12 protein-coding genes are annotated in these 15,495 nt (G+C 65.1%); 5 read left to right on the plus strand and 7 right to left on the minus strand.

All coding sequences use genetic code 11. From position 1 onward, the window contains the following. Positions 1-138: 138 nt before the first annotated feature. The 3 genes from K3163_RS01365 to K3163_RS01375 all read right to left on the minus strand — a co-directional run bounded on the left by K3163_RS01365 (position 139) and on the right by K3163_RS01375 (position 7,467). Positions 139-1,575 carry a glutamate synthase subunit beta gene (locus tag K3163_RS01365; RefSeq protein ID WP_221427148.1) on the minus strand — a complete coding sequence of 479 codons (1,437 nt, stop codon included), beginning with the start codon at positions 1,573-1,575 and terminating at the stop codon, positions 139-141. After that, positions 1,575-6,236: a glutamate synthase large subunit gene (gene gltB / locus K3163_RS01370; protein ID WP_221551232.1), complete on the minus strand. Its 4,662-nt coding sequence runs from the start codon at positions 6,234-6,236 to the stop codon at positions 1,575-1,577. Before gltB ends, K3163_RS01365 begins: the two co-directional genes overlap by 1 nt. A 265-nt stretch (positions 6,237-6,501) precedes the next feature. After that, complete coding sequence (locus tag K3163_RS01375; protein ID WP_221551241.1) at positions 6,502-7,467, minus strand: hypothetical protein; 966 nt, start codon at positions 7,465-7,467, stop codon at positions 6,502-6,504. 229 nt (positions 7,468-7,696) lie between these two features. Here K3163_RS01375 and K3163_RS01380 point away from each other — a divergent pair, with 229 nt between their 5' ends. The 3 genes from K3163_RS01380 (at position 7,697) to K3163_RS01390 (ending at position 10,498) form a co-directional block, all read left to right on the plus strand. Further along, a complete protein-coding gene (locus K3163_RS01380) occupies positions 7,697-8,146 on the plus strand; it encodes a MaoC family dehydratase (RefSeq protein ID WP_221427145.1) in 450 nt (149 codons plus the stop codon). Positions 8,147-8,207: 61 nt separating this feature from the next. Continuing rightward, a complete protein-coding gene (locus K3163_RS01385; protein ID WP_221427144.1) occupies positions 8,208-9,386 on the plus strand; it encodes an acetyl-CoA C-acyltransferase in 1,179 nt (392 codons plus the stop codon). A 158-nt stretch (positions 9,387-9,544) separates the two neighbouring features. Beyond that, positions 9,545-10,498, plus strand: coding sequence for a DUF5996 family protein (locus K3163_RS01390; protein WP_221551242.1), 954 nt, complete (start codon positions 9,545-9,547; stop codon positions 10,496-10,498). A gap of 3 nt (positions 10,499-10,501) precedes the next feature. Here the strand turns inward: K3163_RS01390 and K3163_RS01395 are convergent, their stop codons facing one another. Further along, the gene (locus K3163_RS01395) at positions 10,502-11,239 is read right to left on the minus strand and encodes a GIN domain-containing protein (protein WP_221551243.1); all 738 of its coding nucleotides are present in this window, start codon (positions 11,237-11,239) and stop codon (positions 10,502-10,504) included. A 124-nt stretch (positions 11,240-11,363) separates the two neighbouring features. Between K3163_RS01395 and K3163_RS01400 the strand changes: the two genes are divergently transcribed. After that, positions 11,364-11,972, plus strand: coding sequence for a DUF4126 domain-containing protein (locus K3163_RS01400; protein WP_221551246.1), 609 nt, complete (start codon positions 11,364-11,366; stop codon positions 11,970-11,972). Positions 11,973-11,976: 4 nt separating this feature from the next. Here the strand turns inward: K3163_RS01400 and metW are convergent, their stop codons facing one another. Then, positions 11,977-12,561 (minus strand): methionine biosynthesis protein MetW, encoded by a 585-nt coding sequence (metW, locus tag K3163_RS01405; RefSeq protein ID WP_221551248.1) that lies wholly within the window; start codon positions 12,559-12,561, stop codon positions 11,977-11,979. Beyond that, positions 12,558-13,649: a homoserine O-acetyltransferase MetX gene (gene metX / locus K3163_RS01410; RefSeq protein ID WP_221551258.1), complete on the minus strand. Its 1,092-nt coding sequence runs from the start codon at positions 13,647-13,649 to the stop codon at positions 12,558-12,560. The genes metW and metX overlap by 4 nt, the downstream gene beginning before the upstream one ends. A 70-nt stretch (positions 13,650-13,719) precedes the next feature. Between metX and hisC the strand changes: the two genes are divergently transcribed. Then, positions 13,720-14,817, plus strand: coding sequence for a histidinol-phosphate transaminase (gene hisC / locus K3163_RS01415; RefSeq protein WP_221551260.1), 1,098 nt, complete (start codon positions 13,720-13,722; stop codon positions 14,815-14,817). On the opposite strand, the gene K3163_RS01420 is transcribed toward hisC, so the two are convergent. Further along, complete coding sequence (locus K3163_RS01420; RefSeq protein ID WP_221427137.1) at positions 14,814-15,494, minus strand: lysophospholipid acyltransferase family protein; 681 nt, start codon at positions 15,492-15,494, stop codon at positions 14,814-14,816. The two genes, hisC and K3163_RS01420, sit on opposite strands and share 4 nt — an antisense overlap. Between the last annotated feature and the right edge of the window lies 1 nt (position 15,495).

Here is a 15,495-nt window from a genome sequence, read left to right on the forward strand (position 1 = left end):
GATTGGTCCCCCAAGAGCAGCACGTGCGACCGGGGTCTTATTGGCGGGCGTTTCGCCCACACACAGGAGGATGTGCCAGAATTGCGCCCAAGACAAGTCTGCCGCCGCCCCGCAGTGACCGGGTCCGGCGGTTCGAGCTTACCTCGGCAGTTCGCTCACGCCCATCAGCGCCTCGTCCACTGCACGCGCGCACTGGCGGCCTTCGCGAATGGCCCAGACGACGAGGCTCTGGCCGCGCCGCATGTCGCCGCAGGCGAAGACGTTGGGTTCGCTGGTGAGGTACCACTGCGTGTCGGCAGCGACATTGCCGCGTCCGTCCAGCTCCACGCCGGCACGGTCGAGCAATCCGCGACGCTTGGGGCCGGTGAAGCCCATGGCGAGAAGGATGAGGTCGGCCTTCAGCGTGAATTCGCTGCCCTCGATCTCCTGGATCTTGCCGTCGACCCATTCAATGCGAACGCATTCGAGGCCAGCGACATCGCCGCCTTCCTCGACCACGCGCTTGGTCATCACGGCCCAGTCGCGCTCTACGCCTTCCTCGTGGCTGGAAGATGTGCGCAGCTTGACCGGCCAGTCGGGCCAGGTGAGCGCCTTGTCCTCGTGCTCGGGCGGCTTGGGCATGATTTCGAGCTGGGTGACGCTGGCCGCGCCCTGGCGGTTGCTCGTGCCCACGCAGTCGCTGCCGGTGTCGCCGCCGCCGATCACGATCACGTGCTTGCCGGTCGCAGTCAGGCTGCCGCGCGGAGCGGCGCGCACTTCGTCGTCGCCCGCATTGCGTTTGTTCTGCTGGGTGAGGAATTCCATCGCGAGGCGAACGCCGGGAAGCTCTGCGCCCGGAATGTCGAGCTGGCGCGCTTCTTCCGCGCCGCCTGCAAGGACCACCGCGTCGAAATTCTCTTTCAGCGCCTCGAAGCTGACTTCCACGCCGACCTCGCTCGATGTGCGGAACTGGACGCCCTCGGCCTCCATCTGCACCGCGCGGCGGTTGATGAGGTGCTTCTCCATCTTGAAGTCGGGGATGCCGTAACGAAGCAGCCCGCCGATGCGGTCGCTCTTCTCGAACACCGTGACAGCATGGCCGGCGCGCGCCAGCTGCTGCGCGGCGGCAAGGCCTGCCGGGCCCGAACCGATCACTGCGACCGACTTTCCGGTCTGCTTTGCGGGCACCTGCGGCTTGATCCAGCCTTCCTGCCAGCCCTTGTCGACGATCGCGCACTCGATGCTTTTGATCGTCACCGGCGCGTCGACGATGTTGAGCGTACAGGCCGCCTCGCACGGGGCGGGGCAGATGCGGCCGGTGAATTCGGGGAAGTTGTTGGTCGAGTGCAGGACCTCGAGCGCATTCTTCCAGTCGTCCTCGTAGACGAGGTGGTTCCAGTCCGGGATGATGTTGTTCACCGGACAACCGTTGTGACAGTAAGGAATGCCGCAGTTCATGCAGCGCGCGGCCTGCTTGCGCAGCGCCTCGGGGTCGTGCGGGACCACGAATTCCTTGTAGTTCTTCAGCCGTTCCGCCGGATCGATGTAGGTGCGATCCTCGCGCTCGTATTCGAGAAAGCCGGTTTCCTTGCCCATTATTCGGCAGCCTCCATTGCCGCATCCTCGCGCTCGTCCTCGAGCGTCTTCAATGCGCGCTGGTAGTCGCGCGGCATCACCTTGCGGAAGTTCTTCAGTTCGTTCGCCCAGTCATCGAGCAGCGCCTTGGCGCGGGCCGAGCCGGTGTGGAGATAGTGGCGCTCGACCAGCACCTTCAGGCGTTCGGCATCGTGGTAGAGCGGATCGCCCATGCCCGGATTGTCGACGCTGACGGCGCGCTGCTGCGGCTTGCCCCAGCTCTTCTCCGCGCCCTCGCCGTCACCCGTCTTCACGTCGAGCACGTCGACCTGCGCGTGGTTGACCAGCTTTTCGAACTCGCCATCCGGGTCGTAAACGTAGGCGATACCGCCGCTCATGCCTGCGGCCACGTTGCGCCCGGTCTTGCCGAGGATGCAGACGGTGCCGCCGGTCATGTATTCGAGTGCATGGTCGCCCGTGCCCTCGACCACGGCGACCGCGCCCGAATTGCGCACGGCGAAACGCTCGCCCGCGACACCGGCGAAGTAGGCTTCGCCCGCGATCGCGCCATAGAGCACCGTGTTGCCGACGATGATGTTGTCGGTCGGTTCGCGGCCAACGCTTTCCGGCGGCTTCACGGCGATGCGACCACCCGAGAGGCCCTTGCCGACATAGTCGTTGGCATCGCCCGTAAGGCTCATGGTCACGCCATGTGCGAGCCACGCGCCAAAGCTCTGTCCGGCGACACCGGTGAGGTCGATGCGGATGGTGTCGTGCTTTAGGCCTTCATGGCCATGCGCCTCGGCGATCCGGCCCGAAAGCATGGTGCCGACGGTGCGGTTCACATTGCGGATCTCGCGGCTGATCTGCACCGCCTGGCCGCTTTCGATGGCCGGCTTGCAGGCTTCGATCAGCTCGACGTCCATGGCTGCTGCAAGGCCGTGGTCCTGACCTTCGGTGTGGTGCAGCGGCTTGCCCTCGTCGAGCGGGACCGCGTGCAGGATCCGCGTGAGGTCCACGCCGTGCGCCTTCCAGTGGCGGGTCACGCGGCGCATGTCGAGCTTGTCGACGCGGCCGACCATTTCCTCGACCGTGCGGAAGCCCATCTCGGCCATGATCTGGCGCAGTTCCTCTGCGACGAAGAAGAAATAGTTGATCACGTGCTCGGGCGTGCCGGTAAAGCGCTTGCGCAGAACCGGGTCCTGCGTCGCGACGCCAACCGGGCAGGTGTTGAGGTGGCACTTCCTCATCATGATGCAGCCCGCCGCGATCAGCGGGGCGGTGGCGAAGCCGAACTCGTCCGCACCCAGCAGCGCGCCGATGGCAACATCACGGCCCGTGCGCAGGCCCCCGTCGACCTGCACCGCGATACGGCTGCGAAGATCGTTGAGGAGCAGCGTCTGCTGCGTTTCGGCAAGACCGATTTCCCACGGGGAGCCGGCGTGCGTCAGGCTGGTCAGCGGGCTTGCGCCGGTGCCGCCTTCATAGCCCGAGATGGTGAGGTGATCGGCTTTCGACTTGGAAACGCCGGCGGCGACCGTGCCCACGCCGACCTCGGACACCAGCTTCACCGAGATACGGCTGTTCGGCTGGACGTTCTTCAAGTCGTGGATCAGCTGAGCGAGATCCTCGATCGAATAGATGTCGTGGTGTGGCGGCGGCGAGATCAGGCCCACGCCCGGCGTCGAATGGCGCACCTTGCCGATGCGCTTGTCGACCTTGTGGCCGGGCAGCTGGCCGCCTTCGCCGGGCTTTGCGCCCTGCGCCATCTTGATCTGGATATCGTCCGAATTGACGAGGTATTCGGTGGTCACGCCGAAGCGGCCCGATGCCACCTGCTTGATGCGGCTGCGCATCGAATCGCCATTGTCGAGCGGGCGGAAGCGCTCGGGCTCCTCGCCGCCTTCGCCGGTGTTCGAGCGACCGCCGATGCGGTTCATCGCGATGGCCAGCGTCGAATGCGCCTCGTGGCTGATAGAGCCGAAGCTCATCGCGCCGGTGCTGAAACGCTTCACGATCTCGGCAGCCGGTTCGACTTCGGAGAGTTCGAGCGGACGCTCGGCCTTCTTCAGCTCCATCAGCCCGCGGATCGTCAGCAGGCGTTCGGACTGCTCGTTCACGCTGCGGGCGAACTCATCATAATTCTTGATGTCGTTCCCGCGAACGGCGTGCTGGAGGTTGGCAATGTTCTGCGGGGTCCAGGCATGGTCCTCGCCGCGGATGCGGTACTGGTAGATACCGCCGACATCGAGCATGCCCTTGTAGAGCGGGCTGTCGCCGAAGGCCTGCGCATGGCGCTTCACCGTCTCGCGCGCGACTTCCTTGAGGCCGATGCCCTCGATCGTTGTCGCGGTGCCGGTGAAATAGGTGTCGACGAACTCGGACGAGAGGCCGACCGCGTCGAAGATCTGCGCGCCGCAGTATGACTGGTAGGTCGAAATGCCCATCTTGGACATGACCTTGAGGATGCCCTTGCCCACGCCCTTGACGAAGTTGGCCTGGACATCGCCCGGATCGAGTTCGGGCAGCTTCTTCGCGCGCAGCGCCTCGATGGTCTCGAAGGCGAGATAGGGGTTGATGCCTTCCGCGCCGTAGCCTGCGAGCGCGCAGAAGTGATGCACCTCGCGCGCTTCGCCCGTCTCGATAACGAGACCGGTCTGCATGCGCAGGCCCTGCCGCACCAGCTGGTGGTGCACGGCCGCCGTCGCGAGTAGCGCGGGCATGGCGATACGCTCGGGCCCCTGTGCGCGGTCAGACAGGATCAGGATGTTGGCATCGCCGAGCACGGCCTCGGTCGCCGCCCAGCACATCTCCTTCAGCGCCATGGCAAGGCCGTCGGCCCCGGTGCTCGCATCCCAGGTGATGTCGATCGTGGCGGTGCGGAATGCGCCGTCCAGCGCGACCTCGACCGAGCGGATCTTCGCCAGGTCGTCGTTCGTGAGGATCGGTTGCTTCACCTCGAGGCGCTTGTGCGTACCGCCGTCGCGGCCCAGCAGGTTCGGGCGCGGGCCGATCATCGAGAGCAGGCTCATCACCAGCTCCTCGCGGATCGGGTCGATCGGCGGGTTCGTCACCTGCGCAAAGTTCTGCTTGAAATAGTCGTAGAGCAGGCGGCTCTTTTCGCTGAGCACGGCGATCGGCGTGTCGGTGCCCATCGAGCCGATCGGGTCCTCGCCCTTGGCGGCCATGGGTTCGAGGAAGCGCGAGAGGTCTTCCTGCGTGTAGCCGAAGGCCTGCTGGCGCTTGAGCAGAGCGAGCTCGCTCTTGGGGATTTCGGACAGCTCGGGATCGATATGGTCGAGGTCCTCGAGCTTGTACTGCGCCTTCTCGAGCCACGCCTCGTAGGGCTGGGCTGCGGCGAGATCGGCCTTGAGTTCCTCGTCCTCGACGATGCGGCCTTCCTCGAGATCGATAAGCAGCATCTTGCCCGGCTGGAGGCGCCACTTGCGGGTGATGTCCTCTTCGGCGAACGGCAGCACGCCGCTTTCCGAGGCGAGCACGACGAGATCGTCCTTGGTGGTGCACCAGCGCGCGGGCCGCAGGCCGTTGCGATCGAGGCAGGCACCGATCTGGCGTCCGTCGGTGAAGCATACGGCCGCAGGGCCGTCCCACGGTTCCATCAGCGCGGCGTGATATTCGTAGAATGCGCGGCGCGCTGGATCCATCAGCTCGTTCTTCGCCCATGCCTCGGGCATGAGCATCATCATCGAATGCGCGAGGCTGTAGCCACCGGTCAGCAGCAGCTCGAGAGCATTGTCGAGGCAGGCAGTGTCCGACTGGCCATGCGGGATCAGCGGCCACATCTTGTCGAGGTCGGCGCCGAGCAGGTCGCTTTCCATCGTGCGGCGACGCGCTTCCATCCAGTTCACATTGCCGCGAACCGTGTTGATCTCGCCATTGTGCGCCATGAAGCGATAGGGGTGGGCGAGGCGCCAGCTGGGGAAGGTGTTGGTGCTGAAACGCTGGTGCACGAGGCCGAGCGCGGAGACGCAATCGGGATCGCGCAGATCTTCGTAGAAACTGCCGACCTGGTTAGCGAGCAGCAGGCCCTTGTAGACCACCGTGCGTGAAGAGAAGCTCGGGATGTATGCCTGGCTGAGGCCGGGGATGCCGTGCTTCTCTTCCAGCGCAGCGAGCGGGTTCAGCGTCTGCTTGCGGATGACCACCAGCTTGCGTTCGAAGGCGTCCTGGTCGAGGCAATTGGTGCCGCGCGCGATCACGCACTGGCGGATCACCGGCATCGAGGCGATGACCGCATCGCCGAGCCCGTCCAGCGTGGTCGGCACGTCACGCCAGCCGACGACGCGCTGGCCTTCCTTCTCGGCAAAGCGTTCGAGCTGCTTCTCGACGAACTCGCGCGCCTCGTCCTCCTGCGGGAGGAAGCACATGGCGAGCGCATAATCGCCTTCGTCCGGCAGGACATGACCCTCGGCATCGGCCCACTTGCGGATCAGCGGGTCGGGCGTCTGGATCAGGATGCCCGCGCCGTCACCCAGCAGCGGATCGGCACCGACCGCGCCGCGGTGGTCGAGATTGGCGAGGATCGTGAGCGCCTGCTCGACAATCGCGTGGCTCTTTTCACCCTTGATATGCGCGACCATGCCGACGCCGCAGGCATCGTGCTCGTTGCGCGGATCGTAGAGCCCCTCACCCGAGGGTTGGAATTGAGCCGGTACCTGCATTCGCCGAAGCGTCCTCCACCTGTCCCGTCTCCACTTGCCGCAGGCTGCGGACCGGGAGCGGGCGAAATTGTGCAGCGCGATATGCGCCGCCGCCAAAATGTCGCGTGGAGGCCTTTTGAAGGCAAGAATACAGTTTTGCAATGGGACTCGCGCGTAGCAAAATTTCACGAGGCCCAAGATTTCCCGGACTTTGCTGCATTGCAGCAATCACGAATAGGTATCCGCATTGGCCGCCAGCGACTTGGCCGCAAGGATTTCCGTAGCGTCAGTCGCCCGGCTTGCCGACCCTGCCCAGCTTGTCCAGCGCTTCGCGCAGGGCTGCCTGCGCGTCATAGTCGCGCTGCGGCGGCTCGGGGGTTTTTTCGGGCATCTTGCGCGATGCTTCCCGGCGCAGGAATGCGATGACGGGATCATCCTCGTCGGGATCGTCGAGCTGGGATTCGGCCGGATCGTCGTAAGGCGCCGGTGCTTCCTCCTCGGCAGCCGCATGAGGCGGTGCCTCGGGCGTACTCACCTTTGCGGCCTGCTTGCGGCTGTCGAGCGCGGCGGCGAGCCGGTCTTCGAGCTGCTTGAGCGAGAGGTCGGCAAGCGGAGCTTCAGCCGGTGCTTCCTCGGTAAGGGCCGCCGGCGGTTCGTCTTCCGCGATATCCTCCTCGATCGTTTCGAACTCCGCTTCCTCGATGACGAAGGTCTCTTCGTGTTCGCGATCCTCATGCGGGAATGCGTGCTCCTCGGAGAGTTCGATCGGATCGCTCTCCTCTTCCCAGCCTTCCTCCGGCACAGCGTCGGGAATGTCTGCCAGGATGTCCTCGAAGGCACGCGAAGGCTCTACCTCTTCCTCCGCCGCGACCTCTTCGGCGACACCGATGCCATCCTCGCCGATGTCCTCGCGTGCCGAGAAGACACGGCGACGGCGTGGTTCTTCTTCCATCACTTCGCCATCGTCCCAATCGTCTGCCTCGTGCGGCTCGAGCCCCGGGGCGATCGCACGCGGCGCAGTGGCAGCAGCGATGCGCGAGGCGATGGCCCAGCCGAGCATGAGGCCGAATACGCCGACGATGGCCGAGACGAGGAGGCGGCCGGTAATGCCCGTCGCCTGCGCGATGCTCGCATGGATGGTGGAGGGCATGAGGAAGAGACCGCCGCCAAGCAGCAGCGCGAACCACACGGCAACGGCGGGTTTGAACCACCGCTTCGATGCCATGCCCTGATCTGTCCAGTCGTCGCTCATGCTAAATCCAAAGTGAAATCCGGCTTCGGCGCTTAGCACCGCTTGGTTAATTGCGCGATAACGCGAAGCTGTCTGCGAGCGATGGGTGCGAAGGCCGTGTTGCGGGTCCGGCCATGCCGTAACGGCAGTTTTCCGGCGGTTGCGCGCCACCCCCGCATGCGCCATGAGTCCCGCCGCAAGCGCGCTCGCGGAGTCGCGCAAAGGCCACGATTTTCAAGGAGAGGTACCCATGACCCCCCAGGAAGTAGCAGAGAAGGTTGGCGAACAGATCGGCACCAGCGAATGGGTCGAGATGAGCCAGGAACGGATCAACATGTTCGCCGAGGCGACGGGTGATCACCAGTTCATCCACGTCAACGAAGAAGCTGCCAAGATGACCCCCTTCGGCGGCACCATCGCCCACGGCTTCCTGACGCTCTCGATGATCCCCTACCTCTCGGCCAACTCGGACCTGCCCAAGGTCGACGGCGTGAAAATGGGCGTGAACTACGGCGGCAACAAGACGCGCTTCATCTCGCCGGTCCGCAGCGGCAAGCGTATCCGCGGCCACTGGAAGCTGCTCGAACTGGTCGAGAAGCGCCCCGGCCAGTGGCAGCAGACGCACGAGATCACCATCGAGATCGAGGGCGAGGACAAGCCGGCCCTGATCACCGAATGGATCATGCAGTTCTTCGTCTGATTTTCCCCTCCTCCCCAGCGAGGAACAGACGTTCAACCACTCAAGACTCTAAGGAATGACCATGCGTGACGCAGTCATCGTATCCACCGCCCGTACCGCTATCGGCCGGGCCTACAAGGGCGGCTTCAACGCCACTCCCGGCGCGACGCTGGGTGCCCACTCGCTGAAGCCCGCCATCGAGCGCGCCGGTATCGACGCCGGCGAGATCGACGACGTGCTCTGGGGCGCCGCGCTCCAGCAGGGCGCGCAGGCCGGCAACCTCGGCCGCCAGGTCGCGCTGCGTGCAGGCTGCCCGATCTCGGTCAGCGGCATGACCATCGACCGCCAGTGCTCCTCGGGCCTGATGACGATCGCCACCGCCGCCAAGCAGATCATCACCGACCGCATGGACGTGGTTGCAGCCGGCGGCCAGGAAAGCATCTCGCTCGTCCAGACCAAGGAAATGCGCGTGATGCCCGATCCCGAGCTGATCGCGATGCACGGCGCCATCTACATGCCGATGCTGCAGACCGCCGAAACGGTTGCCCAGCGCTATGGCATCAGCCGCGAAGCACAGGACGAATACGGCCTCCAGTCGCAGCAGCGCACTGCCGCAGCGCAGGAAGCCGGCAAGTTCGACGACGAGATCGTCCCTGTCACCACCACCATGAAGGTGCAGGACAAGGAAACCGGCGAGATTTCCGACAAGGAAGTCACCATCGCCAAGGACGAGGGCAACCGCCCGCAGACCACGCTCGAAGGCCTTGCCTCGCTCAACCCGGTCATGGGTCCGGGCACCACGATCACCGCAGGCAACGCCTCGCAGCTTTCGGACGGTTCCTCGGCTTCGATCCTGATGGAAGCCAAGGTCGCCGAGAAGAAGGGCCTCGAGCCGCTCGGCCGCTATGTCGGCATGGCCGTCGCCGGCACTGAGCCCGACGAAATGGGTATCGGCCCGGTCTTCGCCATTCCCAAGCTGCTCGAAAGGTTCGACCTCAAGGTCGACGACATCGGCCTGTGGGAGCTGAACGAGGCCTTCGCCGTGCAGGTGCTCTACTGCCGCGACAAGCTGGGCATCGACAACGACATCCTCAACGTCAACGGCGGCTCGATCTCGATCGGCCACCCCTACGGCATGACCGGCGCTCGCTGCGTCGGCCACACGCTGATCGAAGGCAAGCGCCGCGGCGCGAAATACGGCGTCGTCACCATGTGTGTCGGCGGCGGCATGGGCGCAGCGGGTCTCTTCGAGATCTTCTAAGGCGCATTTGCCCCCGGGCAAAGCCATTGAGCGGCGTCGGCGATCTTCACGGATCGCCGGCGCCGTTGCCGTTTTGGAGCCAAGGCGGAGCCAAACCCTGCGGGTCGCGTTAGGTTTGCAAGGGGCCGGTCCGCCCACCGGTCCGAGGGAGACGAGACATGACCCAGCGCTGGCCCGCGCTCGATTTCGCCGCTGACCAACCGGTCATCGAGAGCCTTCACGCCTATTTGCAGGTCGTCGGCAAGCTTCCGACCCGCGCGCTGCCGTGGTGCAATCACAGCTGGCATCTTGCCCTTCGCGTCGTGCCGCGCGGCTTTCGAAGCTATCCGGTGGAGATGCCAGGCGGCGAGGTCGAGGTAACTTTCGACTGCCTGTCGAGCGCGGTCGCGGTCGAGACATCGACCGGCTTTGCCGACGGTTTCGAAGTAACCGGCCAGACGGTCCAGCGTTTTCATGAGCAGCTCGCTGAACTGCTCCGTCTTGCAGGCGCAGACACTTCCATTTCAGGCGCGCCGAACGAGGTCGAGGACGCGATTCCCTTTGCCCAGGATACGCGCGGAAGAGCGTGGGACGAGGCGACACTCGCCCGCATTCACCGCGCCTTCTCCGATGCCAACCGCGTATTCGAGCGGTTCCGTTCGGGCTTCGTCGGCAAGTCCAGCCCGAGCCACCTGTTCTGGGGCAGCTTCGACCTTGCCGTGACCCGCTTCTCCGGCAGAGAGGCGCCGCTCCATCCCGGGGGCTTTCCCAACCTGCCCGACCACGTGACGCGCGAAGCCTATAGCCACGAAGTCGCGAGTGCCGGCTTCTGGCTCGGCGGCGGCGGAGTCGATGAGGCGGCCTTCTATGCCTATGGCTATCCCACGCCCGAGGGATTCTCGGAGGCGGAAGTCAAGCCGGAGGAAGCCTACTGGCTCGCCGACCTCGGCGAATTCGTCCTGCCCTACGAAGCAGTCCGGAATAGCGATGATCCCGAGGCCGCGCTCATGGCTTTTCTCGAAAGCACCTATGCCGCCGTCGCCGACGGGGGCGGCTGGCCGCGCGAGAAACTCGAAATCCCGCGCGGCGCATTCGGCAAGCCCTATGATGTCGAAGCCTTGCGAAGGGGTTGAGACCTAGCGCTCCCTGATGTCGCCCGAGCCGGTGTGGTTCAGGATCTCGACATTCTTGGCCGAGAGATAGAGAATGTCTCCCGAGCCGTTGTTCCACGCGATGAGATTGCCGACATCGGAGGCGATGATGTCACCCGATCCGCTCACCCGCGCGTCGAGATTTCCTACCGGACCGAAGGCAATGTCGCCCGAGCCGTTGGCATCGGCATCGACGCTGCCGATGGCGGAATTCGAAAAGTCGATGTCGCCCGAACCGCGGGCGAGCGCCTTGAGCGAGCCGAGCGCACCTTCGAAGGCGATGTCGCCCGAGCCGCTGCTTTCGACATCGAGCCCTTCGGCTGCCCAGCCCTGGATTTCGATATCGCCCGCAGATGGGCTCTCGATCCGGGCAACGGACGGCAGCGAGAGATAGACGTTGAAGGGATTGCGCGTGGTGTAGGTGCCTTCAGCAAGGATGGTCAGCCTGCCGCCATCCTGTTCGATCACGATGAAATCGAGCAGATTGTCATCGGCCTCGACCGTCAGCGAGGGCTCGCCCATCGTCAGCAGCACATTCACCGGCGCGGAGAGCACGAGTGTATCGGCCGCCTCCACCTCGCGCTCTTCCTGCGCGATGGTGCCGGAGCCGACCGTGCGCTCGCCCACCCAGTTGGCATCGTGCGAGTTGTAGGTGTGGCTGCAGCCCGCCAATGCGAGGCTCGCGGCGCAGCAGGCGAGCAGGGGCTTGAAAGAAAACGGCATCTGCCTCTCCGTATTAGTTGTGTCACACACCTCATAGCCAGTGAGCGCCCGATCGATCAATCGGCATTTGTCGAAACCGGCAAGCAGTTGGACGAGCGGGCAAAAGAGGCGCATAGTCCGGCGCATGGGCATTATGGAAATCATCGGGATAGCCGGAAGCGTCAGCCTGCTGGCAGGCTGGCGGCTCTACCTGAGCATCTTCGCAACCGGCCTCGCCATGCGGATGGAGGCAATCCCGCTGCCCAACCATTTGCAGAGCCTCGACGTGCTCGCCAACCCGTGGGTCATGGGGTTGGCCGCAGTCGCCGCGGTCGCCGAATTCTTCGCCGACAAGGTGATGTGGCTCGATAGCGCATGGGATGCGATCCACACCTTCGTGCGCCCGATCGGCGGGGCGCTGCTCGCGCTGGCAATCATCGATCCGGCGGACCCTGCGACACAGGTCGTGGCCTTCCTCCTGGGCGGCGGTGCGGCGCTGACTGCCCATGCGGGCAAGGCGGGTGCGCGCGGGGTAGTGAACGCCAGCCCCGAGCCGGTAAGCAATATCGCGGTGTCCTCGGTCGAGGACGTGGCGACGGTTGGCCTGCTCTACCTCGCCTATGAGTATCCCTACGCGGCCGGCGCGATCGCGCTGGTGCTGCTGGCCTTCGTCGTCTGGCTGATCTGGGTCGCGCGCAAGCTGGTGCGAGGTTTCTTCGGGCGCGGCAGCAAGGCCGAGCCTCCGCCCGGCTAGCCGATCAACGGCTGAGCTGGAAGACCGCGAACTCAGCGCGCCAGTTGGTGCCTGCGGTCACCGGCGTTCCGCCCGAGAAGAACCACTCACGTTCGATCTTCGCGCCCTTTTCGCGGGCGAGTTCGCGGAAGTCCTTCACGGTGACGTGGTGAATGTTCGGCGTCTCGTACCAGCTCACCGGAATGGCGCGCGTCACCGGCATCTTCCCGCCGAACATCAGCGCCGAGCGAGTGCGCCAGTGCGCGAAATTGGGAAAGCTGACAAAGGCCTGCCGCCCGACGCGCAGCAGCTGATCGAGCATCTCGTCTGGCCGCGTGGCGGTCTGCAGCGTCTGGCTGAGGACGGTGTAGTCGAAACCCTTGTCGGGATAGTCGGCAAGGTCGCGATTGGCGTCGCCCTGCACCACCGAAAGCCCCTGCGCCACGCAGCGTTCGACACAGGCCCCGTCGATCTCCATGCCGCGCGCATCGACCTGCTTGGCGTCGCGCAGGTTCGCGAGCAGCGCGCCGTCGCCGCAACCGATGTCGAGGACGCGCGATGCGGGCGCGATGGCCTCCGCAATGGCCGCAAGGTCGGGCCGCAAGCTCATTGGATGAAGCCTTTCACCACGCGGTCGAGCGCGGGGACGTCGAGCAGGAAGCTGTCGTGTCCATGCGGTGCGGAAAGCTCGACGAAACTCACCGCGGCGCCGGCCGCATTGAGTGCACGCACCACGTGGCGGCTTTCACTGGTCGGATAGAGCCAGTCGCTGTCGAAGCTGACGAGGCAGAAGCGCGCAGCTGTCCCGGCAAAGGCATCGGCGAGCTTGCCGCCATGCTCTTCGGCGAGATCGAAATAGTCCATCGCGCGGGTGATATAGAGGTAGCTGTTCGCATCGAAGCGCTGGGTGAAGCCGCTCCCCTGGTAGCGCAGATAGCTTTCGACCTGGAAATCGGCATCGAAGCCGAAGCTCTTCGCTTCGCGATCCTGCAGGTTGCGGCCGAACTTCTCGGTCAGCGCCTCTTCCGACAGGTAAGTGATGTGCGCCGCCATGCGCGCCACGGCGAGGCCTGCATCGGGCTGGTCCGCCGCGTCGTAATAGTCGCCCTGCCGCCAGTTCGGATCGGCCATCACCGCCTGCCGGCCGAGCTCGTGAAAGGCGATGTTCTGCGCCGAATGGCGGCTGGTCGAAGCGATGACGAGCACGCGCGCGGCGCGTTCGGGCCAGTTGGCGGCAAGGCTCAGCGCCTGCATCCCGCCCATCGATCCGCCGACCACCGCGTGCAGCGTCTCGATCTCCAGCTCGTCGAGCAGCGCCACCAGCCCGCGCACCATGTCGCGGATGGTGATGACCGGGAAGCGCATCGCATAGGGCTTGCCGTCCGACGCCACGCTCGCGGGGCCCGAGGAGCCCATGCAGCTGCCGATGACGTTGGCGCAGATGACATGATAGCGAGCGGTATCGATAGGCTTGCCCGGGCCCACCATCCGCTCCCACCAGCCCGGCTTTCCGGTCACGGGATGGGGCGAGGCGACGTATTGGTCGCCGGTCAGCGCGTGGCACAGGAGGATGGCATTGGAGCGATCTTCGTCGAGTTCGCCATAGGTCTCGTATGCGATCACCGCATCCGCCAGCGAGCCGCCGCCGTCGAGCGGCAGCGGGTTCGGCAATTGCAGCGTCTTGGATGCCCCGGCCATGCTTCAAGCCTCTAGCGCCGCAACAGGTGCTTGTCGAAGGGCGCTTTTTCTTTCATGCGCCGAAGCCGAAATGGCAGACGCACCACAGATGAAACCCTGGATCGAGAAGATCCACGCCTATGTCCCCGGCAAGAGCAAGGGCGCCGACGGGCGCGAGCTGGTCAAGCTCTCGGCCAATGAGAACCCGCTCGGCTGCAGTCCCGATGCACTCGCGGCGCTCGCCGAACCCGCATCGCCCGCGCGCTATCCCGATCCGGACGCAACCGCGCTGCGCGCCAAGATCGGCGAGGTCCACGGTATCGATCCTGAGTTGATCGTTTGCGGGACCGGCTCGGACGAATTGCTCAACCTTGCCGCGCAGGGCTTTGCCGGACCGGGCGACGAGGTGCTCTATGCGCGCTTCTCCTTCATCGTCTACGAGATCGCCGCGCGCCGCTGCGGCGCGACCCCGGTCGAGGCGCCGGACCGCGACTATGCGACCGATGTCGACTCGCTCCTCGGCGCGGTGACCGAGCGCACCCGGGTCGTCTTCCTAGCCAACCCGAACAATCCGACCGGCACCTTCCTGCCGCGCGGCGAGATCGAGCGCCTGCATGCTGGCCTTCCGGCAGACGTGCTGCTGGTGGTCGACCAGGCCTATGGCGAATATCTCGAAGAGGGCGAGGATGATGGCGGGCTCGCACTTGCCGCGGCGCATGACAATGTGCTCGTCACGCGCACCTTCTCGAAGATCTATGGCCTCGCGGGAGAACGCATCGGCTGGGCGACCGGCGCGCCGCACCTCGTCGATGCGCTCAACCGCATTCGCGGGCCGTTCAATGTGACGAACTCGGGCCAGAAGGCGGCCATCGCGGGTCTTGAAGACCAGGCCTTCGTCGACCGCTCGCGCGAAGAGAACAATCGCGAGCTGGCGCGCTTCGCCGATGCCATTGCCGGCATGGGCAACCACGGCCTGCGCGCCATACCGAGCAAGGCCAATTTCCTGCTGGTCCTGTTCGAAGGCAAGCTCACCGCTCAGGCCGCGCTCGCTGCTCTTGCAGAGGGCGGATACGCCGTGCGTCACTTGCCCGGTCAGGGCCTGCCGCACGGCCTCCGCATCACCATCGGCACGCCCAGGCAGATGGACGAAATCGCTGCAATCCTGAGGAAAGCTGCCGAAGCAGCCTAGTCGTTGAGCGCGTTGATCGCGTCGAGGACCTTGCGCTCGACCTCGTCGCGCGGAAGGCCCGGCGGGATCGGTTCACCGAATTTGTAGGTGATCGTGCCGGGGCGCTTGAGCCTGCGGTGATAGACCGGCCCGCTTTCGACCGCGACCGGCACGACCGGCAGGCCGAGCATCTTGTAGAGCCCTGCGAACCCCGCCTGCAGTTCGCGCCGTTCGCCATGCGGGACGCGCGTGCCTTCGGGAAAGATGACCAGAGGGCGTCCGTCGGCAATCATGCCCTTCGCGCTCCTGATCATGGCCATAAGCATTTTGGCGCCCTGGTCGCGCGCGACGGGAATAAGGCCGTAGGCAAGCGCTGCGCGGCCCCATCCGGGAATGGCGAAGAGCTCTTTCTTGGCGAAGACCGAGGGGCAATCGAGCAGCGCGGGTGCGTCGATCGCCTCAAAGAAACTCTCGTGCTTGATTGCGTAAAGGACCGGCTCGTCTTGCGGTTCGCCTTCGATCACGAGCTCGGCGCCGATGATGTGCTTCAGGCACCAGCGCTGCCATTGGGCCCAGTTGCGCACTCGCGCGCGGAAGGCGTCGAGCGAGAAGGGCGCGCTCAGCAGCGAAGCTGCGGTGATCAGGAACGAGCCGATATAGAACGCCGGGTAGAAGGCGATATTGCGCAACAGGATCATC

It is taken from the genome of Qipengyuania xiapuensis (assembly GCF_019711395.1).
Lineage (GTDB): Bacteria > Pseudomonadota > Alphaproteobacteria > Sphingomonadales > Sphingomonadaceae > Qipengyuania > Qipengyuania xiapuensis.